General features: G+C 72.6%; 29 protein-coding genes and 1 pseudogene. 23 read left to right on the top strand and 7 right to left on the bottom strand.

The window, feature by feature from the left end; translation table 11 throughout:
- The 3 genes and pseudogenes from ACH4U8_RS45705 to ACH4U8_RS45695 form a co-directional block, all read right to left on the bottom strand.
- Positions 1 to 747, bottom strand: a pseudogene (locus ACH4U8_RS45705) (hypothetical protein); the annotation flags it as partial.
- A 224-nt stretch (positions 748 to 971) separates the two neighbouring features.
- Entirely contained in the window at positions 972 to 1,487 is a 516-nt protein-coding gene (locus ACH4U8_RS45700) for a GNAT family N-acetyltransferase (RefSeq protein WP_395784643.1), read from the bottom strand.
- 14 nt (positions 1,488 to 1,501) lie between these two features.
- Positions 1,502 to 2,302 carry a GntR family transcriptional regulator gene (locus tag ACH4U8_RS45695; protein WP_395784641.1) on the bottom strand — a complete coding sequence of 267 codons (801 nt, stop codon included), beginning with the start codon at positions 2,300 to 2,302 and terminating at the stop codon, positions 1,502 to 1,504.
- A gap of 588 nt (positions 2,303 to 2,890) precedes the next feature.
- On the opposite strand from ACH4U8_RS45695, the gene ACH4U8_RS45690 reads away from it, so the two are divergent.
- The 20 genes from ACH4U8_RS45690 (at position 2,891) to ACH4U8_RS45595 (ending at position 16,883) form a co-directional block, all read left to right on the top strand.
- Complete coding sequence (locus ACH4U8_RS45690) at positions 2,891 to 3,028, top strand: hypothetical protein (RefSeq protein WP_395784639.1); 138 nt, start codon at positions 2,891 to 2,893, stop codon at positions 3,026 to 3,028.
- Positions 3,028 to 3,348 carry a WhiB family transcriptional regulator gene (locus ACH4U8_RS45685; RefSeq protein ID WP_395784637.1) on the top strand — a complete coding sequence of 107 codons (321 nt, stop codon included), beginning with the start codon at positions 3,028 to 3,030 and terminating at the stop codon, positions 3,346 to 3,348. The genes ACH4U8_RS45690 and ACH4U8_RS45685 overlap by 1 nt, the downstream gene beginning before the upstream one ends.
- Positions 3,349 to 3,619: 271 nt before the next feature.
- Positions 3,620 to 3,907 carry a hypothetical protein gene (locus ACH4U8_RS45680; protein WP_395784635.1) on the top strand — a complete coding sequence of 96 codons (288 nt, stop codon included), beginning with the start codon at positions 3,620 to 3,622 and terminating at the stop codon, positions 3,905 to 3,907.
- An 89-nt stretch (positions 3,908 to 3,996) separates the two neighbouring features.
- Positions 3,997 to 5,931, top strand: coding sequence for a hypothetical protein (locus tag ACH4U8_RS45675; RefSeq protein ID WP_395784633.1), 1,935 nt, complete (start codon positions 3,997 to 3,999; stop codon positions 5,929 to 5,931).
- A gap of 26 nt (positions 5,932 to 5,957) precedes the next feature.
- Positions 5,958 to 6,626 (top strand): hypothetical protein, encoded by a 669-nt coding sequence (locus ACH4U8_RS45670; RefSeq protein ID WP_395784631.1) that lies wholly within the window; start codon positions 5,958 to 5,960, stop codon positions 6,624 to 6,626.
- A 174-nt stretch (positions 6,627 to 6,800) separates the two neighbouring features.
- Positions 6,801 to 7,343 (top strand): hypothetical protein, encoded by a 543-nt coding sequence (locus tag ACH4U8_RS45665; protein WP_395784629.1) that lies wholly within the window; start codon positions 6,801 to 6,803, stop codon positions 7,341 to 7,343.
- On the top strand, positions 7,340 to 7,549 hold the full coding sequence (locus ACH4U8_RS45660; protein WP_395784627.1) for a hypothetical protein: 210 nt from the start codon (positions 7,340 to 7,342) through the stop codon (positions 7,547 to 7,549). The genes ACH4U8_RS45665 and ACH4U8_RS45660 overlap by 4 nt, the downstream gene beginning before the upstream one ends.
- 123 nt (positions 7,550 to 7,672) lie before the next feature.
- Complete coding sequence (locus ACH4U8_RS45655) at positions 7,673 to 9,802, top strand: hypothetical protein (RefSeq protein ID WP_395784625.1); 2,130 nt, start codon at positions 7,673 to 7,675, stop codon at positions 9,800 to 9,802.
- Positions 9,803 to 9,811: 9 nt separating this feature from the next.
- On the top strand, positions 9,812 to 10,228 hold the full coding sequence (locus ACH4U8_RS45650; RefSeq protein WP_395784623.1) for a conjugal transfer protein TraB: 417 nt from the start codon (positions 9,812 to 9,814) through the stop codon (positions 10,226 to 10,228).
- A gap of 83 nt (positions 10,229 to 10,311) precedes the next feature.
- A complete protein-coding gene (locus ACH4U8_RS45645) occupies positions 10,312 to 12,591 on the top strand; it encodes a hypothetical protein (protein WP_395784621.1) in 2,280 nt (759 codons plus the stop codon).
- 74 nt (positions 12,592 to 12,665) lie between these two features.
- On the top strand, positions 12,666 to 12,944 hold the full coding sequence (locus tag ACH4U8_RS45640) for a hypothetical protein (RefSeq protein WP_395784619.1): 279 nt from the start codon (positions 12,666 to 12,668) through the stop codon (positions 12,942 to 12,944).
- Positions 12,941 to 13,387 (top strand): hypothetical protein, encoded by a 447-nt coding sequence (locus ACH4U8_RS45635; protein ID WP_395784617.1) that lies wholly within the window; start codon positions 12,941 to 12,943, stop codon positions 13,385 to 13,387. The genes ACH4U8_RS45640 and ACH4U8_RS45635 overlap by 4 nt, the downstream gene beginning before the upstream one ends.
- A gap of 87 nt (positions 13,388 to 13,474) precedes the next feature.
- Positions 13,475 to 13,732, top strand: a complete 258-nt coding sequence (locus ACH4U8_RS45630) for a hypothetical protein (protein ID WP_395784615.1) — start codon at positions 13,475 to 13,477, stop codon at positions 13,730 to 13,732.
- 52 nt (positions 13,733 to 13,784) lie between these two features.
- Entirely contained in the window at positions 13,785 to 14,156 is a 372-nt protein-coding gene (locus ACH4U8_RS45625; RefSeq protein WP_395784613.1) for an RRQRL motif-containing zinc-binding protein, read from the top strand.
- 89 nt (positions 14,157 to 14,245) lie between these two features.
- On the top strand, positions 14,246 to 14,809 hold the full coding sequence (locus tag ACH4U8_RS45620; RefSeq protein WP_395784611.1) for a hypothetical protein: 564 nt from the start codon (positions 14,246 to 14,248) through the stop codon (positions 14,807 to 14,809).
- A complete protein-coding gene (locus ACH4U8_RS45615; RefSeq protein WP_395784609.1) occupies positions 14,806 to 15,129 on the top strand; it encodes a hypothetical protein in 324 nt (107 codons plus the stop codon). The genes ACH4U8_RS45620 and ACH4U8_RS45615 overlap by 4 nt, the downstream gene beginning before the upstream one ends.
- 56 nt (positions 15,130 to 15,185) lie before the next feature.
- A complete protein-coding gene (locus ACH4U8_RS45610) occupies positions 15,186 to 15,392 on the top strand; it encodes a hypothetical protein (RefSeq protein ID WP_395784607.1) in 207 nt (68 codons plus the stop codon).
- A 353-nt stretch (positions 15,393 to 15,745) separates the two neighbouring features.
- Positions 15,746 to 16,195 carry an NUDIX domain-containing protein gene (locus tag ACH4U8_RS45605; RefSeq protein ID WP_395784651.1) on the top strand — a complete coding sequence of 150 codons (450 nt, stop codon included), beginning with the start codon at positions 15,746 to 15,748 and terminating at the stop codon, positions 16,193 to 16,195.
- 137 nt (positions 16,196 to 16,332) lie between these two features.
- The gene (locus ACH4U8_RS45600) at positions 16,333 to 16,641 is read left to right on the top strand and encodes a hypothetical protein (protein WP_395784605.1); all 309 of its coding nucleotides are present in this window, start codon (positions 16,333 to 16,335) and stop codon (positions 16,639 to 16,641) included.
- Positions 16,638 to 16,883: a type II toxin-antitoxin system RelE/ParE family toxin gene (locus tag ACH4U8_RS45595; protein ID WP_395784603.1), complete on the top strand. Its 246-nt coding sequence runs from the start codon at positions 16,638 to 16,640 to the stop codon at positions 16,881 to 16,883. The genes ACH4U8_RS45600 and ACH4U8_RS45595 overlap by 4 nt, the downstream gene beginning before the upstream one ends.
- A 93-nt stretch (positions 16,884 to 16,976) precedes the next feature.
- Here ACH4U8_RS45595 and ACH4U8_RS45590 read toward each other — a convergent pair whose 3' ends face one another.
- Positions 16,977 to 17,837, bottom strand: a complete 861-nt coding sequence (locus ACH4U8_RS45590; RefSeq protein ID WP_395784601.1) for a hypothetical protein — start codon at positions 17,835 to 17,837, stop codon at positions 16,977 to 16,979.
- Positions 17,838 to 17,962: 125 nt separating this feature from the next.
- Positions 17,963 to 18,601, bottom strand: coding sequence for a plasmid partition protein (locus tag ACH4U8_RS45585; protein ID WP_395784599.1), 639 nt, complete (start codon positions 18,599 to 18,601; stop codon positions 17,963 to 17,965).
- A 243-nt stretch (positions 18,602 to 18,844) separates the two neighbouring features.
- Here ACH4U8_RS45585 and ACH4U8_RS45580 point away from each other — a divergent pair, with 243 nt between their 5' ends.
- A complete protein-coding gene (locus tag ACH4U8_RS45580) occupies positions 18,845 to 19,108 on the top strand; it encodes a hypothetical protein (RefSeq protein ID WP_395784597.1) in 264 nt (87 codons plus the stop codon).
- Positions 19,109 to 19,133: 25 nt separating this feature from the next.
- Complete coding sequence (locus ACH4U8_RS45575; RefSeq protein WP_395784595.1) at positions 19,134 to 20,096, top strand: hypothetical protein; 963 nt, start codon at positions 19,134 to 19,136, stop codon at positions 20,094 to 20,096.
- 407 nt (positions 20,097 to 20,503) lie between these two features.
- Here the strand turns inward: ACH4U8_RS45575 and ACH4U8_RS45570 are convergent, their stop codons facing one another.
- Complete coding sequence (locus ACH4U8_RS45570) at positions 20,504 to 20,923, bottom strand: hypothetical protein (protein WP_395784593.1); 420 nt, start codon at positions 20,921 to 20,923, stop codon at positions 20,504 to 20,506.
- 172 nt (positions 20,924 to 21,095) lie between these two features.
- On the opposite strand from ACH4U8_RS45570, the gene ACH4U8_RS45565 reads away from it, so the two are divergent.
- Positions 21,096 to 21,761 (top strand): hypothetical protein, encoded by a 666-nt coding sequence (locus ACH4U8_RS45565; RefSeq protein WP_395784591.1) that lies wholly within the window; start codon positions 21,096 to 21,098, stop codon positions 21,759 to 21,761.
- A gap of 368 nt (positions 21,762 to 22,129) precedes the next feature.
- Here ACH4U8_RS45565 and ACH4U8_RS45560 read toward each other — a convergent pair whose 3' ends face one another.
- Positions 22,130 to 24,811 (bottom strand): Helicase associated domain protein, encoded by a 2,682-nt coding sequence (locus ACH4U8_RS45560; RefSeq protein ID WP_395784589.1) that lies wholly within the window; start codon positions 24,809 to 24,811, stop codon positions 22,130 to 22,132.
- Between the last annotated feature and the right edge of the window lie 650 nt (positions 24,812 to 25,461).

The raw sequence follows: 25,461 nt of genomic DNA, 5'->3' as shown, positions 1-25,461 counted from the left end.
GTTGGGCGACGTTCCGTCGTTCGGTGCCGGATTTCCGGCGTCGGGCGCCGCCGGACCGGCCGCAGGCCCCTGACCTGCGGTTTCGAGCGACGGAACTTCGTCCGGGGTCTCGTTGGGCGACGTTCCGTCGTTCGGTGCCGGATTTCCGGCGTCGGGCGCCGCCGGACCGGCCGCAGGCCCCTGACCTGCGGTTTCGAGCGACGGAACTACTCCGGGGCGTCGGTAGCCCACGGGAACGGGCGGGAGCGGCGGCGGCTCGGGCGGATTCTCACGCCAGTCCGGCCGGTACGCGGCCAACTTGTCCCAGGCGTTGCGCCACCCCCGGTAGTCGTCGCGCGGGAAATCGTGGACCTGGAACCGGCGCAGGACCTGGACCTTGCCGCGCCCGGTCGAGGTGACGATTCGGCGATCGTCCGGGTTGGTCATCAGCCCCTCGGCGTCCAGGACCCGCAGCGCGTCCTTGACCGTGGTCAGCGACGTCGGCTTGCCGTTGACGCCCGGCAACAGCCAGCACAACTGGTCGTAGGTCAGGGGCCGGAGACCGGCCCCCCCTCGCTTGTCGTTCTCGATGATCATCGACCGCACGACCAGATACAGGCGCATCGAGGTGTGTGGCACCCGGGGGTGCAACAGGGACCAGTCACGGACCTGCGTGCGGGACCACTTCGCCGGCAGATTCACCCCCTCGAACAACAGCTCGTCGCCGTCGTCTTCGGTGGGGCCGCCTTGTTGCGGGATGTTGGACATGTACTCGGGGTGTCCTCTCGGGACGTGCACCCGGGGTACGCCACGCCGACCCTCGATCGGGTACCTGTCGCCGGGACGGTGGCGGTAGGTATCCTCGGAGCAGCGGACGTGACCCGGACTTGGCAGTTGGATCACGCTTCGGGCGACGGCGTTGGCGCGCCTAGCCCACTCGGCCGGCTCCCTATGGGGCCGGCCGTTTTAGTTCGTGCGACCGTATCGCATCGTTACTTATAGTCACGACGTAGGCCGTGGCCGTTGGATCGTAGGGCTAGACGTTGGGCTGCCCACCCTGAGACAACGGCGGGGTCCGGCGATGTGCGGATATGCCGAAACCCTTGCTTCAGGTAATAGGTGTGCAGGCGAGGATTTGTGGTCCATGCATCGAGCCGAAGCCATTTTGCACCTTGCTGCGCGGCCTGATCTCCAGCCCATTCGAGGATGCGTGCACCGAGGCCGATACCGGAAAATGCCCGGTCGACACTTAGCTTGTGCACGTATAGAGCAGGTTCGCTTTGCTCTTCATCAGTCCACAACCGATTATCTGCATCACGATCCAGAGTGATTGTGGCGCATGCATCGCTAGAACTTGAGGGTTTGATTAGGAAAACTTCGCCCGCTTTTATTGAGGTCAAGATATGTTCAGCAGGGAAAGGTTTGGACCACTGATCTATGCCCTGCGAGGAAAGCCACGCGGCGCTTTCAGTCCGAAATTGAATCAGTCGGGTCACGTCTGCTGGCATGGCTCGTGTGATGATCACTTCTCGGTACCCCAGGGATAACGCGGGCGGGCTTCGAAGTCCTCAGGGTTTTTGATTCGTTCGTACACGATTACGTTCCGGTCGCCCGGAACAATATTGATTGTGACCTGTACGGGGTCGTCATCTGCGGTGTAGGTGGTGGCAATATGTTCGGCAACGGGGGTACCCGGGCCAAGCTGAAGCCGTCGAACCTCTTCAGGGGTAGGCATTCGAATATAGATCTCATCGAGTGCTCCCATGATTTCTTTGCCCAATTCTGCGAGCACGGTATTCGTCCCTCTGGGAACGTCTCCAGGAATCATCCAATCGCTATTCTGGACGAGACTCAGGGGGACATATGAGTCGTTCAGATCGTACGCTTCGCGATCCAGGAATCGTGTTCGTCGCCGAGTGGCAACGAATTGATTGTCAGTCAAGCCCAGCCGCTTTTTGACTACAGTGGAGGGCTGTACGATCGATACTTCGATTTCTTGACTCGGCTTTCGCCCATCTTCGGACGCGATGAGGTGAGTGTAGATATCAACTTCAGGCGGCTTTCGGCGGAAATCCTGTTGAGGTCGGTAGACCTTCGGGCGCATTTCGCGGACGAAATATCCCTGTGGTCTGCGCGCAACGATTAGCCCCTCGTTGATTAGCAGTGCTAGCCCCTGACGCACTGTCGAACGCGAACTCGTTCCGTACGTTTCCCTCAGCTCTGCCTCGGTGGGGAGCTTGCCGCCGGGCGGCAGAGTGCCGTCCGCGATACGTGCGCGGAGGTCGTCCGCCACGCGCTGGTAGATCGGTGTCGTGGGCTTCATGGCTCATGTGTACCCCCCACCCAACCCATTGTCCAGTCAATGAGAATCATCCGGATGATCTCTTGACGTGCGTCACTCCGAGTGTCAACATCGCTGCAACAGGCATTGTCCAGTCAATGCATACGGTCTAGATGATCAGTATGGACCGGCTGATGCCTGTCCTCAGAGCCCGTGGGATGCCACGGATGCAGCGGAACAACTCAACGAGTCACCTGGACTGGTACAGGAGGCGAGCCGGGACACCTGGGCCCGGGGCCTACGCAGATGGGGGTCACATCCCGGGCGCCGGAGAACCGCTTCGACAGCGGATGCAGCACGACTTCCAGGTCACAGACATGCGAGACCAGTCCGGTACGCCAACAACGGTGTGGGCCGGCACCCCCATAGGGGTGCCGGCCCACACGGCTGTTGGACAGCCGGACAAACAGGTGCGGCCCCGGGAGGTCTAGTCCCGGAGCCGCGCGCAGGAACACCGTTGAAAGGACCCTGCATGCACATCGTATTGGGGCTGACGCCCGCCGAGGCGGAGCAGCGGCAGATGGACGAGTACCTGCGTCGGGCGCGTGAGGCGCGGAAGGCGGCCGGGCGGTGAGCGCCGAGGCGGAGCGGGAGCGGGCGCTGGTCGCGTGGGCTGCCGCGTTGGCGCGGCAGGCCGAGGCGGCTGCGGCGGCCGAGGATGCGGCGCGGCGGTTGGCCGAGACGCAGCAGCGGGCGGGTGGTCGGTGATGGCCGGCAAAGTGCGGCTGACGGGTGCGTTGTCGGCGCCGGTATCCAGCGTGGGTACGGCCTGGAAGCGGTCGGGTGCCTGCCGCGACGCCGACCCGGACCTGTTCTTCCCGACGTCGGAATCGTCGGATGTGCTCCAGGTGAAGGCGGCACAGGCAGTGTGCCGGGAGTGCCCGGTGGCCCGCTTGTGCCTGATCTGGGCCATGGAGACGAACCAGCGCAGCGGTATCTGGGGTGGGAAGACGACGGGGCAGCGGGGTGGGCTGAAGAGCGTCGCCTCACGCCGTCGCAACCGCGCCCGCCGACGCGATGCCGCGTAGGCCCACCGATCGGCCGCCGCGTCCCGGCGGCCCGTCCCGGCCGGGCCCGTCCCGTCCGCCCGACACCCGCCCCGGAAATCCGGAGCGGCACCACTGACACCACACGCACGCCGGCCCCGCGAGGGGCCGGCGGTTGCCCGATCCGCCGCGCCCCTCGGTCTCGACCGGGGGCGCGGCGGATCGGGCAACCGGACACGAACACGGCGGGCCCGGTGATTCGACCACCGGCCCGCCGCTCGGCAACCCCACACAACCCACGTGAGGAGACACCGTGTTGAACAGCATGCCCGACCCCGTTCCGATCCCCGACACCGCGCGGGCCGACATGGCCGCCCGCCTCGACCGGCTCATCGGGATCCCCGTCGACCTGTACGACGGCATCCCCGGTGCGACGTCCGGCCGGGCGCGGTCCCTGCTCGACATCGCCCCGCACATCGCGGCCCGCGCCCGCGCGCTCATGGACACCGTGCTCCCCGGCGCCACGCCCGGCATGGACACCACGCTGCTGATCGTGTCCGCCCCGGAGTGGGCGGCGGACGCGCTCGACCGGACCGCGTGACGGCACCACGTACCTGATCGTCTGCGACGGCAGCCACCCCGGGCGGGGTGGCTGCCGTCGTGTTCTCCCCTATATAGAGAGGACGCGCCGTGGCTGCCCGTCGCGCGAGCACGACCGCAACGAAGAAGAGCACCACCACCGCTCGGTCCGCTCGGGTGCCGGCCACGCGGCCGAGCGGCACGCACCCGCCGGACCGCGACCCCACCCCGCCGACCCCGACCCCGACCCCGACCCCGGACGTCGTGCGGTTGCTCGCCGACGCGCGGGACCGCGCGGCCGACGTGGTCGACCTGGCGCACGATCGCGCCGGGCGGCTGCTCGCCGACGCCGCCCGCGACGCGGACACCGTGCTCGCCGACGCGCGGGACCTGGCCGGCACCGAGCTGGCCGAGGCCGGCCGGGCCGCACGCGAGCGACTGCTCGCCGCGGCCGGGGCCACCGAGGCGGCGGGCGCCGAGGCCGACCGGATCGTCACCGACGCCCGACGGCGCGCCGACGACATCGTGGTCCAGGCCGACGCCGACGCCGCGCGCGTCGCCGAGGCCGCCCGGGTCCAGGCGCGCGAGATGGTCACGATGGCGACGCGTGAGGCCGAGCGCCTGGTGGCCGACGCGCGCGGACGCGCGGAGGACGCCGAGGCGCGTTGCTCGGCGGCGCGGCGGGTGGCCGATCGGATCGAGGCCGAAGCCGAGCGGGAGGCAACCGCGGTGCGGGACGCGTCGACGCGGGCCCGGGAGTTGGCCGAGCGGCAGGTGGCCGACGCGCGCACGGTCGCCGAGCGCACGGTGGACGACGCGGCGGCGGCGGCCGAGCGGATGCGCTCAGACGCCACCACGTACGCCGAGCAGTTGCGCGAGCGGGCCCGGGAGCAGGAGGCCGAGGCTCGGGCGGCGGCCGAGCGGGCCGAGGCGTCGGTGAGGGAGGCGGAGCGCGAACGCGCCGAGCGGGCCGAGCGTCAGGCCGAGTCGCTGGCGCGGGTGCGGGAGGCCGCCGAGGCCGACGCCGAGCGGCTGGTGGCCGAGGCGCGGCGCGGCGCCGAGGCGGACGTGCTGGCCGTGATGGAACGGGCCGAGGCGCAGGTACGCGAGGTGCGGCGCGCGGCCGAGGCGGACCGGGGCGCGGCCGAGGCGGACCGGGCGTGGGCGCGGGCCGAGCGGGAGGCGCTCGCGGCGCATCTCGCGAAGCAGGAGAAGCGCCGGTCGGTGTTGACGTTGGTGTTGACGTGGGCGGCGGTGGCGGCGGGGATCGTGCTCACCGCGTCCGGCGAGTACCACCTGTACCAGGCCCTCGGTTTCGGGGCGTTCGCGGCGGCGGCGCCGGTGTGCATCGACACCTACGTGGTCGCTGCGATCCGCACGCGGCGCGAGGTGCTCCGGGCGGTTTCGGTGATGATCGCCACCAACGCCATCGCTCACCTGTTGCCGCCGCACCCGGAACCGTGGGTCCGGATCGTGGTCACAGTGGTGGTTTCGGCGTTGGCCCCGATCGTGCTCTGGCGGGTACACCAACTGATGCACGGGCCCGAGCACGACGCCGGTTCCGAGGAGCCGGTTTCGACGCCGGTCGGGCCGCCGGTGCCGGTGCCGGTTTCGATGCCGGCGCAAACGGGCGCTGACCTGCACGGGAACCACCGTGGAACCGCCCCTGTGAACCGCACTGGAACCGCCCCCGCGAACCGCCCCGGGGTGGTGCCGGAAACCACCCCTGAAACCGCTGCGGGTCGCCGGGTCGGAACCGCGCCGGTGGCCGCTGTCGGAACCGGTCGCCGAACCACCGCCAAAACCGCCGCCGGAACCGGTCGCGGGACCGCCGCCAAAACCGGCGGTCGTGTCGAGCGCACCGACGCCGAACTGATCGCGGACGCCGAGCGGTTGCTTCTCGCACGTGGGGGAGCGGTCAGCGCCCGAGTCGCGCGGACGGAGTTGGGAGTTAGTCATTACCGGGCGGTCGAGGCGATCAAAACCGCCCGCGAACGTCTGGCGGACGCCGGTGTCGATCTCGACCCCGATCCCGAGGCCGCTTGACCCACACCGACCACGGAGGAACGCACATGACCAGGCTCGCCGACGTCACGGCTTTGATTTTCGCGCTGACCGACGACGAGGCCCGCGCCCGTGAGGCCATCACCGCGTTGTTCGCCTACGCGGACACCGCCCGGCCCGCGACGGGGATCGACACTCGGCGGGCGGCCGAGGACCGCCGGGCGGTCGCCGAGGCGAACGAGGCGACGGCCGCCGCCCGGCGGCGGACCGCCGCGCTGGAACACCTCACGATCGCCTTGGAGGAGGACGCGCGCCAAACCCCACGCGAGAGGGCCGTTCGCAAGCTGGCCCGCATGGCCCTGGAGGGGGCGGCCGGTGACGTCACGGCGATCACGCTGGAGACGATCATCCGGCGGTTCGACGTGTCGTCGTCGACCGCGTCCGGCTACCGCGCCGATGCCGCCGAACTGCTGGCCGGTGGATACCGGCCCGGCGTGGATCTCGACCGTCTGTGCGTGGGATGTGCGCGCGACCTCGACGCGGACGTCGACACCGCCGACTCCCCGGCGGTGACGGCGGACAGGATCCCCGAGCACGAGGCACTGGCCGCGATCGCTGCGGGAGCCGCCGACGGTGTGGGCGTTCGCGAACTCGCGCGCCGCACCGGCTGGTCTATCGCGTGGGTCTCCGGCCGCATGAAGGCGCTCCGCGAACGTCAAACGAACGCCGACGACTGACCAGCACCAGCAGCACGACGAGGGACGTCCGCGACGCCGAGCGCGACCGGGACTGACCAGCACATACGCCGACGTTTCCGCCGGCCCCCGGGGCGCACACCGCGTCCCGGGGGCGGGCGAAGGCGCCGCGCGCCGCAACTCCACACCGACGCATCGACCCGAGCGAGGAAGCACATGAACATCAACGACCTGTTCACCGATCAGGGGCTGCGCGCGTTCACCCAGGAGCGCCGTGACCTGCACCTGAAGGACGCGCGCGAGTACGGGCAACTTGCCGACATCATCCGCCGCCGTCTGGAGCAGACCCCGATCGAGGGTGACGGCCTGTGGGCGGCGCGGCTGCGGGCGCGGCGGGTCTACCGCCATCTCCGCGTGATGGAGCGGCAGTCCGCGCGGGCCGCCGCCCGGTCCGAGGCCCTGTACACCACCTACGTGCATCACGTCCTGGACGTGCCGCAGCGCCGGGAGGTCGAGCAGGCCCGGCGGGACCAACGGCGGGCGGTGCGGCAGGACCGGCGCCTGGACAGACGGCGGGCGGCCGGGTCGGTCGTGGCCGGGTCGCTCGGACAGTCGGCCCGGGCGATGCACGCCGAGGGATCCCGGGCCCGGCAGCACCTGGACGCCGAGCCGCACCTGTTCGTGGTGCCGGACGACGGCGCGGCGCCCGCGCCGGTGCCGTCCGTCGCCGACTTCTTCCCGAAGCGGGGGCAGCGGTGAGGCGCCGCCGGACGCGGACGGTCGCCAACCGGGCGAAGTTCTGGAACGACCGACTGGCGGGGGCGGACAGCGCGGAGGAGCGGGCGACGGTGTGGCAGAACGCGTGTCGCTCGCTCGCCGTCCAGGCGGAGCGGGACGGTCGGGACGAGGTGTGGGAGGCGCTCGCAGAGTGCCTGCACACCTTCTTCCGTGAGCACGGACAGTGACGAGTTCTTCTTCTTCATCACCGCTCGGGACCCCGGATCCGGGGTCCCATCGCGTACCCGCGTGCGCACGCGCGAGGGTGCCCGGTCCGGTCACCCTGTGTCAACTCCATGGAGGTAGGAAAAATGGCCGACGACGGCCCGGAAGACACCGGCGGCGCCGGTGGGCGGGTGATCGACTTTCCCCGGATCGGCTACGCCGGTCCGGGGGCGGGCGGGGATCCCCCGGCGGATGCGAGCACCGATCCGGCCCCCACCACACCCCCGTTCGCCGCCCCGGCCGAGGACGCCGAGGACGCGGCCGAGGGCCCGGCGGCGGGCCACGTTCGGCGGGCGTCCCCGTTGGACACGGTGGCCGCGCTGAACACCGACACCGAGGCCGAGGCGGCGCCGTTCGCGGCCCCGGCCCAGGACGCCGACCCGGCCGGTCCGGTCGGGGAGCATCCCACCGAGGCCGACGGGGATCCGCCCGGCGCGGCCCCGGCGCTCGGGGCGCTGTCCGCCGCTGCGGTACTGGCCGCCTCGGTCGCGACGCTGCGCGGTATCCACGCCGTCGCCACGTCGGTGCAGGAACGCAGGGCCGAAGACGGCAAGAAGAACAGGAAAGGAAACGGATCCGGGAGCGGATCCGGTGGGACCTCGGGCGGGCGCGGCGGCGGATCGGCCGGTGGCACCGGCGGCGGGCGGCGCGGCGGCGGGTCCGGCACCGGTACATCGGGCGGGCGCGGCTCGGGCGGGACGTCCGGCGGGCGGCGCAGCGGCGGGTCGGGCGGTGGCACATCGGGCGGGCGGGGCGGCGGATCGGCCGGTGGCACCGGCGGCGGGCGGCGCAGCAGCGGATCCGGCGGTGGTGGGTCCGCTGGGAGTCGCGGTGGTGGGTCCGGCGGTACGGGCGGTGGGCGCGGGTCGGGCGGCGGCACCGGTGGGCGGCGCAGCGGCGGCGCGTCCGGTGGGACCTCGGGTGGGCGGCGCACCGGCGGATCGGGCGGCGGCACCGGCGGCGAGAAGTCCGGGTCGGGCAAGTCCGGGTCGGGCGGTGGCCGGTCCGGTGCCGGCCCCGCTGCGGGCAAGGCGAGCAAGGCCGGCAAGGCGAGCAAGGTCGGTGGCAAGGCGAGCAAGGTCGGCAAGACCGGCAAGGCGAGCAAGGCCGGCAAGGCGAGCAAGGCGAGCAAGACCGGCAAGGCCGGTTCGGACCCCACCACGCTGCGCGGCGCGCTGCGGGCGGAATCGGCCCGGCGCCTGCACCGCCGCCTCAAGCAACGCCGCAAGGCAGGCATCACGCCCGCACTGTCCAAGACCAAGAAGGACAAGGGCGGCAAGGGCAAGAAACACAAGGGCAAGAAGGACAAGAGCAAGGCCGGGTGGAACGACCCCACCACCCTGCGCGGCGCACTGCGGGCCGAGTCCGCCCGGCGCCTGCGCCGCCGTCTCGCCGAGCGCCGGAAACAGCCCGCGACGCCGGTGCTCTCCAGGGCCGAGCGGCGGGCCGACCCGACCGGCCCGGCCGGGACGGCGGGAAAGCACCGCGCTCGTGCCCGCGCGGTCCTGCGCCGTGCGGCCGAGGCCGCGGTGGTCCGCCGGATCCTGCGCCGCCGGATGCGGCGGACCACGACCGCGACCGTCGTGGACACCGGCCCGGCGGCGGGCCCGCCGCCCGCCGACGCGGTACCGCGGCAACAGCGGCGCAGCCCGTGGGAGTCCGCCGGTATGGCCGCCGCCGTGGCCGCGCCCACGGATCCCGTCACCGCGGAGCAGCCGGCCCCGGGCGACACGCCCGGGGCCCAACCCCACACCCAGGAGGCACCCATGGCGGACACGGACACGGACGCGGTGGCCCGGCACCACGGCGGCGCGGCGGCGGTGATGGACGCCGAGCACGAAACGGAGATCACCCTCGACGACGTGCTCCGCGTGCTGGAGATGGTGATGGATCGGTCGATGACGTCCTACGAGGACGCCGCGGTGCTGGCCCGCTCCTGCGCGGCGCTGGCGGGTCGGCTCGACGAGTTGCGGGCCCGACTCGCGGGCGCGCACAACGTGGCCGGTACTCGGACGCAGTCCGCGTTGGTCGCGCTGATCGAGCAGGCACAGGTGATGGTCGGGCAGGCCGGCTGTCTCGCGACGCGGGCGCTCGCGGCGGCCGAACTCGCCGAGGCGGCCGACCGCGAGATGCAGGACCAGCACCGGCCGGTACAGACCGCCTACCTCGACGCGGGACTCGCCGCGCCGTCCGCCCGCACCCACAACACCGCCTAGGAGGCACCCGTGAGCAGTGATCTCGTTCCGATCGAGACGGGCCGGATGGTCCGCGCCGACGACGCGGGATTCCCCGCGTTGCAGGAGCAGTTCTCGCTCCTGGCCACCGCCTCCGCGCGGTTGCAGGAGCAGCTGGGCGCGCTGGCCCGGCGGATGCGCCGGACGGCGGATCTGTCCGTCACCACCGGCGAGATGTGCGCCGCCGCCGAGGTGGACCCCCGCCACATCGGCCAGATCGGCGACGTGTCGGTCGCGCTGTCCGGGGTGGCCGACACCGCGCTCGCGCTGGCGGCCACGGCCGAGGCGCTCCAGATGGCGGCGGTGGTCGCCCGGCGGGCGCACGACATGGAGTACCGGGGCGTGTACGAGGCCGTCCAGGCCACCAGCAGCCGACAGGCCAAGGCGGGGTTCTACCGCGTCCGCTGACCCGTCGATCGATCCGTTCGTCCATCGAGGACCCGCACCCCGCCCGGGGTGCGGGTCCTCGCCCGTACCGGGGAGGAACCCAGGTGAGCACCACCACCAAGACCGCCACCAGGAGCAGCGACACCGACGCGGAACGCTACGTGCCGATGCGCACGATCCGGCGGCGGATGACCGCCGAACGGATCGTGTACGTGGCCGGCACGGTCGGGCTGACCATCGGCCCGCAGACGGCCACCGGCACCGCCACCGACGCGATGTTCGGCGCGTTCGGCGCGTTCGGCGCGGTCGGCGCGACCGGCGCGTGGCTGTGGCACCGGGCCGGATCCGACGACCATCACGGTCTGCTGCGCACCTGCCAGCGGGCCCTGCCGGTGCTGACCGGGTCCGCCCTGTACGCCGCCTCGGCCGCCGCGCCCGGCGTCGCGTGGTGGGAACTGCTCCTGCCCGCGACGTGGGGTGCGCTGATGGGGTGGACCACCCCGATCACCCGGTCCGCCGACGTGATCGCGATCCCCGACGCCGCCGACCCCTCGAACACCCCGGCCGTCGAAGCACACCCGGCGTACACCTATCCCGAGGCGCTGGCCGCCATGTGGGAGGCCGCGAACCTCGCACCGGGAACCCGGTTGATCGGCATCCGGCAGTTCGAGCCGGACCGCCCGGACTTCGACGCGACGATCGTGGCCGAGGCCGGACGCCCGGTTCCCAATCTCACCGTCACCGCGTTGGCCGCCGTGTTCGACCTGCCCGAGGGCACGGTGACCGTGTCCACGATCCCCGGATCCGGCCCCGGCCGCATGGCCCTGACCGTCGCGCCGACCCTGCGCGGCGCGGTCGGACCGAGCGACCTGCCCGGCCTGTGGCGCGCACGCGTGTCCGACCCGGGCGGCGCAGCCCCCGGAATGCACCTGATCGACCACCGCGTCGACGCCGACCGGATCGTGATCCGGGTCCGGTCCGACGACAGCAAATTGATCAACCTCCCCCAACTGCCGATCGCCCGCGCGCTCGGCATGGACGACCCCGACCTGCTCATGCTGGAGACGGACCGACTCGGCGACGCCGTGGTGTCCATCTACCGGGAACACCCGCTGATGCACGTGCGTGAGGCCACGCGCGAAGACCTGACGATGGACGAGGAAGGCCGGATCCGCATCGGACTGCGCCACGACGGACGACCCGCACACGTCCCGCTGTACGACCGCACACTGGGGGCGATCACCGATCTGTTCGTCGGTGCCCCGGGCGCGGGCAAATCCGTCAGCCTGAACACGATCCTCGCCGGAGAGCGGATTTCCGGCGTGGTCAGCATCGTGGCCGATGCGCAGGACGGCATGAGCCTGCCCGAGGCCAACGGGCGGACCTACCACTTCGGTTCGGGGGTCGCCGCGGTACTCGCCACGCTGGAAGCGGCGTACGAGGTGGCCCGCCACCGGCAGAGGATCAGCGCCGAACACGGATGGGGCGGGTTCGAACTCAACGACCCGTGGCCGCTCGCCAACATCACGTTGGACGAGGTCAACCTGATCCTGGCCGCGGACAGCGACGTCCCCAATGACTTCAAAACCGCCGTGACCGGCCTGATCGCCAAATTCCAGTCCACCGGACGGAAGTTCGGAATGGGACTGCGATTCGCGGCGCAGAGCATCCATCTCGAGGACCTCGGAGACAAGGACAAGATCAGAGCGAACGCCAAGAACGGCACGGTCAGCCTCGGCCGGACCAACTCCAGCACGACCCAGCACATGGCCACGGACGGGGTCATCCCGCACGGTGTGAGCATCGCGCCCATCCCCCGCTTCTTCCGCGCGGGCAACGGTATCGACGCCGCGTTCAACGGCGAAGAGGAACCGACCGGACCCGTCACGGCCGGCATGTCCTGGTACATCCAGGGCGGCGCCGTCTTCCTCATGCGCACCTTCCGCGCGGACAAGAAGAACAAGACCTTCCCCGGCCTGATCGCACTGTACGAATCCGCGCCGATTCCCACCCTCACCCCGGAAGAACACGACATCTTCCGGGCCGCCTACGCCGAGGCGCTGCCCTGGGCCGAGGCCCTGCTCGCCGGCGAGACCGGCGACGACGCCGACCCGAACGAGGGGTCCGGCAACGCGCCGCGCGGGTCGCGCGCTTCGGAGTCCCGCCGCACCACCGCCCGCCCGGCCACCCTCCAAGACCGCATCCTCGCGCTCCTCAAGGACGGCCCGATGGCCGTCAAAACCCTGCGGGATGCCCTGGACGCCACGCCCACCAGCGTCAGCAACGCCCTCACCGGGCTGCGCGACACGGGCGCTGTCGAGCCGGTCTCCCGAGGCGTGTGGCAACTCGCGACCACCCCGACGCCGACCCCGGACGACGAGTAGTCCGCGCGACCGCAGTCCCGGCCGGGGCCGCGGGCGCACGAACGACCCGACCCGACGACGACCAGGAGCACACCGTGACCGACCCCCACCCCACCCGCCGACACGCCACGACACCGGCCGCACTGGCCCACCGGGCCCTGAGCACCCCGCACGCCGTCCACAGCGGGACCGTGGTCGTCGCCACCGCCGCCGCCCTCGGCGGCGACCGCGTGGCCGACGCGGGCCCGTGGCCGCTGACCGCCGCCGTCGTGGCCGTGTACATGCTCGGCGTCCTGATCGGCACCCGCGCGCACCCCACCGACCCCGAGCACGCCGAAACGGCGGCCGAGGCGACCGAGGACGGCACCCGGTGACCGCCACCGACGACACCGGGACCGCCACCGCCCCGGACCACGCGACCCTGGTGGCCGCGCTGCATCGCAGGATCGACGACCGCATCGCCGGCCACCGCGCCGCCGACACCAAAACCGGCCTGCTGCTCGCGGTGATCGGGGTGACCACCCCGACCCTGCCGCAACTGCCGCCCGCCGCCGCCCTGGTGGCCGGGGCCGGCCTCGGGGTGGCCGCCGTGCTCCTGGTCGCGGTCCTGCTCCCCCGCACCGGCGGGTGGCCGCGCCCGGCCGCCGACCCCGACACGGCGCTGCGCCGGATCGCCGAACGGGAAACGCCGCGCGCACTCGCCGCCGAGTACGAACGCCTCGGCCGGATCACCACCGGCAAATACGCCCTCATCCGGGCCGCGTTGGGTGTGCTCGCGATTACCGCCCTGATCACCGCGTCGACCACGGTCGTGTGACCACGGTCCCGGCCGGACCCCCACCCGGGCCCGGCCGGGGCCGCGGGCGCACGAGCGACCCGACCCGACGACCCAGGAGCACACACCATGTCGATCCTCACCGCACAGACCGGCCACGCCACCACCGGCGGGTGCAGCGTCAACCTCGCGCCCAGCAGCGATTTCGGGTGGCTGGTCGTCAACGGCGACTGCACCGGCTGCGGCACCGGCCGGACCTGGGACACCCAGGGACGCGACACCCGGGCCGAGCGGGAGCGCGTCTCGGACGCCGCCCGCACGTGGGCCGAGGGCCACGCGCGCACCTGCCGCGCGCCGCGCCCCAACAACCTCGGCCTCGGCCGGTAGCCGTGTACCTGTTCACCGACACCGACACCGACACCGACACCGGCGGCGCCCGGTGACCGAGGTCTACGCCTACCGCCACGCGCCCCGACACCTGCGCACCCGCCGACAACTCCGCGCCGAGGGGCTGCGCCCGGCCGTGCGGGAACCGGTCGCCGAGATCAGGTGGTACGGGGGCCTACGGGTGGCCTACCTGTACGACGTCACCCTCGCCCGACCGGTCCGACCGATGACCCCGGGCCGCGAACGGGCCCTCGAAGCGGCCATGCGCGCCCGCCGCACCTGCCCGGCCTGCCTGCTCGACACCGGCTACTGCATCCCCCGCCGCTACGGCATCTGCCTCGCCTGCGTCGACGCCGACCAGGCCCGGGAGGACCGGGAGCACGAGCAGCACCAGGCGCCCGAGGACGACCACACCCACACCTGATGCCGCCCCGGACGACCGGTCACCGCGACCAAACGAGTCCGGCCGTCCGGGGCCAACCCGCCCCCTCTCGGGGGCAGATGGAGACCATCGTGACCGTCACGACCCAGCACCGTCCACCCGCCCCCGCCCCCGCCCCCGCCGCCGACGCCGACGCCGCCGCCGACCCGGACGCGATCGAGACCGCGCTGCGGCCCGTCTACCGGGAGCGCGCCGAGTTGGTCGCCGAGCTGGCCGCCCGCTGGCCGGCCGTGCTCGTGAACCCCGCGCCCGACCTGCCCGCGTACGCCATCGTCCACATCCACACCGCCGCCGGATCCATCACCCGACACATCCACCGCGACGACCTGGACCTGCTCGCGCACGTGCGCCGGGTCGGCCCCGGACACCCCCTCGCCCAGTGGGACGGGCACACCTCCGCCGAGGGCTACGCGCGGTTGCGCGCGCTGCGCACGGCCCCGTCGGACGCGCCGCGCCCGATCATCGGGGCCCGCACCGTCTGGCGCGACGGCCGGGGCGATCTGTGGATCACCTCCGACACCGCGCCCGACCGGATCCGGTCGCTGACCCCCGAGCACGCCCCGCCCCGATACGGCACCCCCGCCGGGGTCGCCCACGACACCGGCTCCCTCGTCGCCCTCGGCGGCGCGAGGTGACGACCTACGTCGTCCCCACCACGTGGGAGCGCGGGTCGATGCGCATCACCACACCCCGGGACCGACTCGACAACGGGACGGTGTCGTGGCTGTGCAACGAATGCGGCGCCGGCCCCCGCCGCCCGATCGCGGTCCGCCACGTCGACGACGTGCGCGCCGCCGTCGACGCGTGGCACGCCCACACCTGCCCGCCCCCGCCCACCGGGTGGATGACCGCCCCCGCCGACATGCCCTGCGACGCCTGCCGGGCGTACACCCGCGCCCGATCCCCCCGGGGCCGGCCCCTGCACCCGGCCTGCCCGCCCGCCCGCCGACCCTGACCGACCACGCGGGGCGGCCGAACCGGCCGCCCCGTCCACCACCGAGAGGAACTTCGATGCCCGACAAGGCCACCCACCGCGAACTCGCCGCCGCGATCGAGCGCGACAACGCGCGCGAGGACGCCGGCATGCACGGCGACGACCGGGTCACCTGCTGGACCCACCAGACATGGGCCCGGGACTGCGCGGACGACCCGATCCACACCCACCCCAGCGCCCACCACCGCCTGCGCCCGCACCCCTCGGACGGGACCCGGGCCTGACCACCCACCCACGCACGACCGACCCACGCGGCCACCGACCCCACCCCCCCCGGGGGGCCGGTGGCCGCCGGCACGCCCGACCGCTCCCCACGGCCCCGGACCCGCGCATCCCGGGGCCGCGGAGGGCGACCGACCCGGCCGCCACCACGACCCGAATCGGAGACGACATGCACACGCCCACGACCGGCTACGGCCTCGAACTCACCCCCGGCGACGAGTACGACCCGCGCGACATCCCCGTCTGCTGCGACCAGGACATGACCACCGGGCCCGACGTCGACCGCGACGACCGCGAACACACCTGCGCCACGTGCGGCACCACACTGGTCGTGCGCGACGGCCTGGTCGCCGACATTCACACCGACATCCCCGAGACGATCCGCCTCACCGCCGACGTCGTCGCCACCACCCCGACCGGGCGCGTGCTGCTGATCGAGCGCGGCTGGGACCCGTACGCCGGCCACTGGGCCCTGCCCGGCGGCCACATCGACGTCGGGGAGACGGCCCGTACGGCCGCGGCCCGCGAACTCGCCGAGGAAACCGGGGTGATCGTCGACCCCGCCGACCTGGTCGAGATCGGCGCGTTCCACGCGCCCGGCCGCGACCCCCGCGGCCGATACGTCACCGTCGCGTATCGCGTCGTTGTCCCCGACGGCACCACCGCCACCGCGGCCGACGACGCCCGCAACGCCCGGTGGTGGCCCATGGCCGACCTGCCGGTGCGGCTCGCGTTCGACCACGCGGACATCCTCGCCACCGCCGTCGGGACACCCGCCCCGGACACCCTCACGACCACCCCCTGACCGACAACGGCCGGCCACCGCGAACCCGCGGTGGCCGGCCGTTTTTCATTTCCGGACCCGGTTCGCTCCCGGTGCGCCCTGCCGCGCGCCGCCGCCCCGGAGCACACTGGGACCGGCACCCGACCCCAGGGAGAGACATGGACACCCGCACCGACCACGTGCTGCGCACCCGCATCGGCGGGCGGTTCGTGGACCTGCCCGGCACCATCGGCGGCATCCGCGCCGCACTGCCCGAGGACCGGCGCGCCGACTTCGACCGCGCGATCGCCGAGGCGCCCCTCACCGAGGTACCCCTCGTCGCGGCACGGTGGGGCCTGCCGCCCGAGGCGATCGCCGAGGATGACGCCCTGGTCGACCAGTTGCGCGCCGGCGACCACTCCCGCTTCGGGCCCATCGACTTCGACGCCCTGGACGCGGCCGACGACGTTTCGGGTCCGGCGACGTGACGTACCGCGTCCAATACAGCGACGAGGCGCAGAGCAACGTCGCGGCCCTATCGAGGCCGACACGACGCGCGTTCGAGGCCGACGTCAACACGCTCGCGGCCGATCCCTACGGCCGAGGATCGATCGCCCTGCGCGGCCGTGACTACCGCGAGGTTCTCCTCGGCGGGTGCATCACCGTCTATTGGGTGTCGGGCGCAGAGGTCCGCGTGATCTCCGTGGTCCGCGTCCAGGGCCCGCCGTAGACCGCCGACACCGCCGGACCCCTTGCGGGGCCCGAGTCCCGCGCGCGGGACTCGCCGTTCGAATCGCGTTCGAACAACAGCGGTTCGGCCCGGTCACGCGTCCGGGAAGTTTTTCGCGGCGCGGGTGAGATGACCCTTCAGCCGAGCGGCCAGACGCTCGGCCACCGCCGGATCCGCAGCCACGGCCGCGCGATAGGCGGCGGGCATGCCTCGTGTCGACGCCGCGAAATCGCGTGCGGCATCGACGTGTTCGGCGAACCTCCGCACGGGATCATCGTCGGGGGAACGCGGAGAGCCGACTACGAGTATCCGAGCCAGCTCGCACAGCGCATCGTGGTCCAGGTCCTCATCGGCACGCCGGGGCAACTGCCGGACGATCCTCGCGATCACCGTGCCCGGCACGCTGTCCCGCCCCGTCGCCTCGGCCACGGCACGATAGACGACCGCCGCCGTCTCGTCGTCGTAGTCGGCCCGGATCGGCGTCAGCGCCTCGGCCGCCCGCTGACTGATGGTCAACCCCTCCGGAACCGTTGCGGGACCCGAGTCCCGCGCGCGGGACAAAGTGTTCGAACCTTGTTCGAATGCCGGGTGTGCGAGGAGTTCGAGCGGCCCCGGCCGCGCCAGGATCGCAGCAACCCGCGCCCCCGCGATCTGCCGGTACGCGTTCGACGTCGACATGCCCGCGACATCCCGGATGAACGCCTCGGCCGTGGCGTAGTCCCGCCGCCACAACCGCCCCCGCAACGCAACATCCATCGCGGTCGCCATCACCCACCACGCCTGCGCGAACTGCTCGAACGACCGCCGACACAGCTCCCACCGCTCCGCCTCATCCACACTCAGTGGCCCGTCCGCGTCGGGCGAGTCGATCGCCTCGGGCAACTCCGCCACCGACAGCATCGGTTGCGGCCGACCCTGCGCGATCACCACCGCATCCGCGGTGCGCTGCGCCACAACGGCAACGGCGGTCCCCGGGGCCTCGGCGATCTCGTCGGTGCCGGCCCCGCCCGCCGCAGCCGTTTGTTGGCCGCGCCGTTCGAGTCGCCGACGCCGAACCTCCGCTGCATCCAGCCGTTTCGTCATCGGCCGATCAACCCCCGGCTCTCCATCTCGGTCACCAACTCATCGAAATGGGTGCCGGCCGCCCGGACCGGAACCCCGTCGCCCGTTCCCGCGTACAACTGGATAGCGGGGATCACCGTGCTGAATACGTTCCAGCCCGACTCCTGGAGCGAGGCTCGATACTCCTGCGGTGCCCGGGTGTTCGGCTGCGCGCGCATCAGCAACACCCACGTCGGAGGGGCCGATCGGTCCGGACGCTTCGGCGCGATCTGTTGGATGAAATGGTCCATGGGGAGTTCATCCAGCCGCTCGACATCCGACGCGGTGGGAGCACAGGCCACGATCGCAAGGTCCGCTACTCGCAGGACACTCCACCCGATCGAGGCATGGTTTTCCAGGTGGCCCACGTCGACCGCGCCGATGTGCCCCGGCGGCAGCACCTTCGGCGCCTGCTCGTGAAACCGGGACGTTGCCATCGTGTGGACCTCGAAGGGATAGCTACCGCTCACCCGCCCCTCGTGCCACCGGGTCAACTGCTCGGACTCATCGGCGTCGTACCCGGTTACGGGATACCCGCGTTCATGGAGAGCATGGAGCAACCAGGCTATAGCGGTCGTTTTCCCCGTAGATCGGGGGGAGATGGCAGCAACGAACATGCGGGCACGATACTGCGGGCCGCCCGGCCTGCTCCGGCAGAACACGTAGCCGGGTCACAAGCATCGGAATACGCGATTCCGGCCCAACGACCATAATCGAATGCATGTACGACAATGGCGACCCGGACACCCCGGCACGGGAACAGCCGGCCCGGTCCGGGCGCACGCCCGCCGACACCGGTCCCGCCGCCGCGCCGAGGCCCCGGGGTCGGGCCGGTGTCGCGCCGCCGGGGTGGCCTCGGGGTGTCCGCCCGCCACGACGTCCTGCGCAAGTACCCGTTGATCCTGGCCCGGATGGCCCGACAGCACGTGTGCGCGGCGTTGGCCGCGGCCCGGCACGGGTACGGCACCGCCCGCGCCGAGACCGGCCGTACCCTCCCGGACGCGGATCTGGAGAGCACGCTGCGCATGTACGAGTACGAGGGTGCGCGGGCCGCCGCGACCGACCGCGCGGTGCGCCTGGTCGAGGACGCCCTCGGCGGGGGCCGGTGGGAACCTCGGTTGTGACCGTGTCGGTCGGTAGCGTGGGCCGGTGGACACCACGGGGCGGGACATGGACCGGGCACGGTGGGACCGCGCAATGCACCACGCGCGCGACCTGGTCGCGTGGCACCAGGAGCACACCCTGGGCATCGACGCCCAAGCGTGGCTGCGGATCGTGTACGAACGCCCCGGGGCCGAGCTGGACCGGGCCCGCGACCGCACCGCGGTCGCGCTGGTGCTGGCCTGCGCGGCGCGGGATCACGGTGTCGCGGTGGACGATCTGCTCGTGGGCGACACCATCGGCTACTGGATATGGCCCCCCGGGCACGCCGGCCGCCTGCTCGCCGAGGCGCTGCCCGCGCACGTGCGACCCGAGTACGCCCCGACCCAAGGCAGCCTGACCCGCCTGCCCGCACTGCTGGACGCGCACACCGCCGCCGATCTCGCCACGCCCCACGCGACCCTGCCGCCGCGCACCGTCGCCTACCGGACGCGCGAGCTGCGCTCGATGCCCGGCTGGACCACGGGTGATTGGCCCACGGCACACGCCACCGCCCGCCGGGCGATCACCCGAGCGCGGAAGCGGCGGGCCGGCCGGGCCGCGACACCGACGGATCGGGTGCTGGCCGCGCACGTCGACGCCCACTGCCCCGCCACCGAAACCGACCTCCCGGCCGTGCCCGCCGGGCCGCGCCCGATGTGGCTGCGAGACGCGCACCGACTCGACGCGCTGGCCCAAAGGATGCGGGCGGTGGCCGCCGCGCTGCCGCCCGGCACCGGCGCCGAGGCGATCGAGACCGCGCTGGTCGAATGCGCCGGCGCCTGCCGCCTCGGCGGCAACGCCGCCGCGCTCACCGACATCGAAGCGGCCTGGGCGGCGGAGCCGGGCCCGCCCGCCGACGCCTCGTACTGGGAACTCGCCCGGGTGCCGCTGCCGCTGCACGAACAGACCCGCGACGCCGGCGACGTCGCCCACACACTCGCCCTCTGGCTCGACAGCCTCACCCATTGATCCGGGCCGGCCGGGCGCGCGGCGCGCCGTGGTCCTGGTCGAACGCGCACTCGCGGGTGAACGATGGCCGGCCCGGCCGCCTCGAACGGGGGGCGATTTTTGAAACCGGCGGCCCCGAACCGGGGTTGCCTACCGTGTTGCCATACGTATTGCCGTACGTGTTGCCCACCGTATTGCCGTACGTATTGCCCTACGTGTTGCCTACGCGTCCGGCCGCCCGGGATCGTTTCCCCTGGTCACAACCCCCGAACAGCCGGGGGCGGATGCGGACTTCTTCCCTGGGCGACCCCTCGGCCGGGCCGTCCCGCTCGAACACCGCCCACGCCCGCGCCCCGATACCACCGGCCCGAGCACCCTCCGCGCACCCGGGCCCGATGGCCGATGCGGAACAGCCCCGATCCGCCCGGCTAGCGGTTCGGGTCGTCCCCACGCGCCGCGCGTACCGCACGCACCAGTTCGTCCCGCGCGGCCGGCCGGGGCACCCCGGTGTCGTCGTCCGGGCCGGCCACGATCCACCGCCCGCCGGCAACCTCGGCCGCGACCCGCTCGGCCGCCCGCGCCACCGCCGCCGTGTCCTCGCTCGACCCGTGCGACGAGATGCCGTGCCACTCCCCCGGATCCCACACCACCAACACCTCACCCAGATGCACCGCGCACCCGAGCGCGGAGTCCTCGGCGCCGCCGCACGCGGCCACCCACCCCAGCAACAGTTCGCCCGCGTCGTCGGTGGGCCCGTCGCAGGCGTGCGCCGACCGCGCACCCAACGGACACCGCCTCCCACCACCCGGCGTCTCGTCGTGCTCCTGGTCCTCGATGTGCTCGGCCACGCCGGCCCCCTCGCAGTAGACGGATCCCACATCCTCACCCGACCGCCGACACCCCCGGGCCCGTTCGAGCAAACCACCGGCCCGGCCGCCCGGCCCCGACAGGAATCCCCCGTTTCGGCACCGCTCACGAGAACGGACAGCACCGGCGAGCGCCGCGCGGCATAGTGCGGAGGTGACCGCCGCATCGGACGACCGCGTGGACCTGCCAGCCCGGCGTCGCCGCCACGCCCGACTGATCGCCGCGTTGACCGCGTTGATCGGGGCCTGCGCCGAGGCGGCCGGCGCGGTGTACCAACCCATCGCCGCCGCCCCACCCGACCAAGAGGCAGTCGAGGTGAGCGTTTTGCCGTGCGTCCAGGTCGGTCTCGCCGCCGCGGTCCTGCTGGACCGGGCCCGTACCGAGGACACCGCCCGGTGGCCGGCCGCCGTGGCATGGGAGCGGGCGCAGGCCCGGCGGACGTATGCGGCGCGCTGCGCCGTGGCGCAGGCCCGGGAGTTCGTGGAGCAGGGTGATCCGCCCGGGCGGGACGGCGTGCCGCTGCCGACGGTGGAGCAGGCCGCGGCGATGGACGTGGTGAGCGTCGGTGCCGAGGTCGCCGCCCGCTGGCGGATCGATCCGCAGGACGCGGTCGAGCTGGTGCGCGCGTTGACGGCGGGCGGCGAGTTCGCCGTGGACGAGATCCTCGACGAGGCGGTCGACGCGGCGGTGGTGACCGGTCTCCTGGCGCTACAGGGGGCGCGCACCGCCCCGGACCCGAGCACGGCGGCCGAGTCCTGCCTGGGCGCGGTCCCCCACATCACGCTCGCGGTGTCCCTGGCCTCCGCCGACCTGGACTGACGAAGATCAGCCCGCACGGGCACGCGATCGGCGCCGGCCACACACGGCCGGCACCGACGCGCCCATGCCCGGCGGCCTCGGGGGATGGGCCGACCGGCGGGTGACGACGGCGACGGGGAGACGCCGGACCACCACACCACCCCCAACGACCGACCCGCCCCGCGGTGACGCCGAACCGCCTCGACCGATGGCCCGTCGTACCGGGCGTCGCCTGCCCCGTCGCCTGCCCCGTCGCGCCGAGAAACGACGGGGCCGCGACCGCGTCCGGGCCGGTCGGCGGCGGATGTGCACCCCCGTCGGCGCGCAGCCTGTATATGGGGTTCATCGTGAGTAACCCCAATCCATCCCGCCGGCGGCCCGGCCCCGCCCTACGTCCAGCGCATCCCCAACACGTCCAACGCGGCGATCCGCTCGGCAGGCAGCTTCGCCCGCCTGCTCCTGGTCGTCGTCACCCACACCCCGAGCCGTACATCCTCGGGCCACCCGTCGAACGCCACCACCGACTCGACGTGCCCGCGCGGCACCTCCAGGTGCCCCACCCGGGCCCGGTAGGCCGCCGCCGCGCCCATCGCGATCGCCCACGCCTGCTCGCGCGTGCGCTTCGGCCGAGGCCCGCCCGGCACCGGCACCGCCGCCCCGGCCTCGGCCGCGGTGTCGACCAACGCGGGCGCCGTCAGCCCCAACGCGAGCAGCCGCTCACGCTGCGCCGCGTTCAGCCCGTCCCACCCCGACCGCTGCCGAGCCACCCACCGCCCGATCCCCGTACCGCGGTGCACCACGTCCAGGCCCACATCGTCCAGCCGGGCCCCGCCGCCGAGTTCGGCCAGATACTCGGCCGCGTACGTGACGTGCCGCTGCCACGCCACCGGCCAATGCGGCGGATGCCACGCCTCACCCTCCACCAGAGCGTCCAACGCCGCGCCGCGCCCGGCCGACAACTCGCCCCGCCGGTCCTGCGCCCGGCGGTTCGACAGCCACGTCCCGATCGGGTAGCCGTCGACCACGGCATCGGCCGGCGCCGCGAGCGTGCCGTGTCGACGCGCGTACTCACGCGCTATGGCCAACCCGTCCTCCCACGCCTGATCGTGCACCGACCACACCATCCCGAGCGATTCCAGACGTGAAATCTGTTCCCGCTCAAGGTGGCCTTTCGCGTATTCGGCGCGCATTTCCGAAATCCAGCGGCCGAGCGGGAATTTGATTCCGTGATGATCGATGTCAACGGCATCAATGGGAACGGCGAGGTTGCCGTGGGCGCGCAGGTATCGTTCGGAGGCGACGAATCCGCGCAGCCAATTCCGGGATTGCGGGTCGACCACGCGAAGGTCCACGAAACGCGAAATCTCCACCGGATCCCGTTGCGTCGAGAATCGCAGGATCGGCCGCCGTTCCGCGTCGCCATCGCCCTGCGCCCCGTCCTCCCGGTCCTCCCGGAGCGGTTCGCCGGCCGGCTCCCCCTGGGCCCTGCCGTCGACCTGCGGCACGGCCAGCACGTCACAGATGTCCGCGTCGTGGGCCCGCAGGGCCAGGAGCACACGCTGGAGCGGTCGCCACGACGGGGACACCAGCATGTCGTCCCGGGATTCGCCGGGCGCGAGAAAAATGGGGACCACGATCGTTGCGATCTTGTCGCCTCGGGCCGAGGGGCGGATCGAACGCCCGACCGCCTGGACGATCTCCACCACCGAACCCTTGGGGTCCAGGAGGGCGGTGGTGTCGATTTCGGGCACGTCCACCCCCTCCCCCAAAACCCGACAGTTGGAGACGAATGCCCTGGTCACGGGCACGCCGTCGGCGTCCACACCGGCCCCGAACCGTCCCAGTACCTGCCGCCGGTGCATCGGTTCGTGCTCACCCGACAGCCAATCCGCCGCGATGCCGCCCGGGTAGGCGCCCGGCGCGCCGGCGCGCAGCCGCTCGAACGCCTCGGGCAGGCCCTCGGCGAACGCGCACGCCTCGATCGTGCGGTGATGGAACGTCAGGATCCGGCGCAGGTCGTGCTCCCACGCGAGGCGCAGCATCCCGGCCTGCAACGCGGCCATCCGCGCGCCCCGGAACGCCTCGACGTCCTGCGGGCGCGTCGACAGCCGGTTCAGCGGCCGGCCCGCCGCGCGGGCCGCGGCCTGCACCTCCGGGTCGGTGATCTCGGCCACCACGATGCGAAACGGCGCAACCAGCCCCCGGCCGACCGCCGCCCCGAGGGGTAGGGAGAAGCAAACCCTGCCGAACAGGCGCACGTCATCCATGGATGCCGCGTAGCCGACCGGCAACGGCTGGTACGCCGTCCGCGGCTCCTCCGTCGCCTCGTCCCCGTCGTCCGGGACGAAGTCGTCCTCCTCCCATCCGTCCCACTCGTCCAGGTCGGGATCGGGGTCCATGGGGTCGAGTTCGGGCACGGGCGGATCGGTGGCCAACGCGTCGTAGGCGCTGCCGACCGGCGGTTCCCAGATGCGCGGGGTGGCCGTCAGGTACAGCCGCCGCAGGGCCGGCAAGCGCCTGTTGTCGTGGATCGCCGCCCAGGATTTCCCGAGCGCCCCGGAGGTGCGGTGCGCCTCGTCCACGATCACGAGGTCGAACGCGAGGGGCGGCCGGAGGCCGTACACGCCCGGCTGAGCCCTCAGCAGGACCCGAAGTGAGGCGTAGGTCCCGAACACGGTGACGTGCCGCTCCTGGCCCGTCCAGAGGGCGTACTGGGGCGTGCTGGTGGTGCACCTGACGCCGGCCGCGTCCAGTCCGGGATCGCCTCGCAGGGAGCACACCGCGACCATCGGCCCGGTGCGCCCGGCGCCGCGCCACGCGGCCACCGTCTGCGTCAGCAGGTCGAGGGTGGGCACCAGGACCAGGACCCGGCCGTGAGGCGCCAGACGAGCCGCGCAGACGGCCGCGATGCGCGTTTTCCCGGTGCCGGTGGCTGCCACGACCTGCGTTCGCAGGCCGGCCCACGGGCCGTCACCCGCGCGCAGGTCCGCCATGTCGGCCGGCGGAGAAGCGAATTCCCGCGTGACGTTTTGAACGGCCTCGCGCTGATGAGGGAAAAGCGTGGTTGTCATTTTCGTGGGTCCCGTCGTCCGGATCCGTAATGTCGAGTGGAAGTTCCGTGGTTCCGATATGAGTTCCACGCGGTTTCTCCGTGGTTTCTGGATTCGATTCCCGAATTCATAGTGCGACCGGGTGTATCGGTTGTGTGGTGCGGCGAGGGGCCCGGGGCGTGGAGTCGAGCGGGCCTCGGGGGTGCCGCGCCGGGCCTCGGCCGGCTGCTCCTGGCGCACGTCGGCGGCCGGGGTTCGTGCTGGTCAGATGGTGTGTGGAAGGGCGGGGTGGGCCGGTGTCGCGGGTCCGATGCGAGCCGGCCCCGGACCCCGATCCGGCGCCGGGGGTGGTCCTGATTTCCTGGGATTCGTATGGACAGTGTTGTCTAAGCTCCGGAGTGGCGTCAAGGCGCGCGAGTGTGTCATGATGGGGACTGTGGCGGACGCTTCGTCCGGTTGTTCGACACTCGATCCTGACGGTTCGTCAGATAGTTCTGACGGATCGTCAGATTGGTTTTCGGGTTCGCTTCCAACATGGGAAGCCTCCTCGAACAACCCACCCCAGCACCCCTCTTGGCTGCCAGCGGGCCCGCAACGCGGGCCCTGCTCCCCGCAACGCGGGGAGCCTTCCAAGCGCCGCAACGCGGCGCTTGTGGAGTCCGCAACGCGGA

The sequence above is a fragment of the Embleya sp. NPDC020886 genome (genome assembly GCF_044333915.1).
Taxonomy (GTDB): Bacteria; Actinomycetota; Actinomycetes; order Streptomycetales; family Streptomycetaceae; genus Embleya.
This window is presented reverse-complemented; position numbering and strand designations above follow the sequence as displayed.

Coding starts and splice junctions, on each gene's coding strand:
- ACH4U8_RS45700 (WP_395784643.1), bottom strand. CDS start 1,487: ATGCCAGCAGACGTGACCCGACTGATTCAATTTCGGACTGAAAGCGCC.
- ACH4U8_RS45695 (WP_395784641.1), bottom strand. CDS start 2,302: ATGAAGCCCACGACACCGATCTACCAGCGCGTGGCGGACGACCTCCGC.
- ACH4U8_RS45685 (WP_395784637.1), top strand. CDS start 3,028: ATGGCCGGCAAAGTGCGGCTGACGGGTGCGTTGTCGGCGCCGGTATCC.
- ACH4U8_RS45670 (WP_395784631.1), top strand. CDS start 5,958: ATGACCAGGCTCGCCGACGTCACGGCTTTGATTTTCGCGCTGACCGAC.
- ACH4U8_RS45665 (WP_395784629.1), top strand. CDS start 6,801: ATGAACATCAACGACCTGTTCACCGATCAGGGGCTGCGCGCGTTCACC.
- ACH4U8_RS45655 (WP_395784625.1), top strand. CDS start 7,673: ATGGCCGACGACGGCCCGGAAGACACCGGCGGCGCCGGTGGGCGGGTG.
- ACH4U8_RS45630 (WP_395784615.1), top strand. CDS start 13,475: ATGTCGATCCTCACCGCACAGACCGGCCACGCCACCACCGGCGGGTGC.
- ACH4U8_RS45610 (WP_395784607.1), top strand. CDS start 15,186: ATGCCCGACAAGGCCACCCACCGCGAACTCGCCGCCGCGATCGAGCGC.
- ACH4U8_RS45600 (WP_395784605.1), top strand. CDS start 16,333: ATGGACACCCGCACCGACCACGTGCTGCGCACCCGCATCGGCGGGCGG.
- ACH4U8_RS45585 (WP_395784599.1), bottom strand. CDS start 18,601: ATGTTCGTTGCTGCCATCTCCCCCCGATCTACGGGGAAAACGACCGCT.
- ACH4U8_RS45560 (WP_395784589.1), bottom strand. CDS start 24,811: ATGACAACCACGCTTTTCCCTCATCAGCGCGAGGCCGTTCAAAACGTC.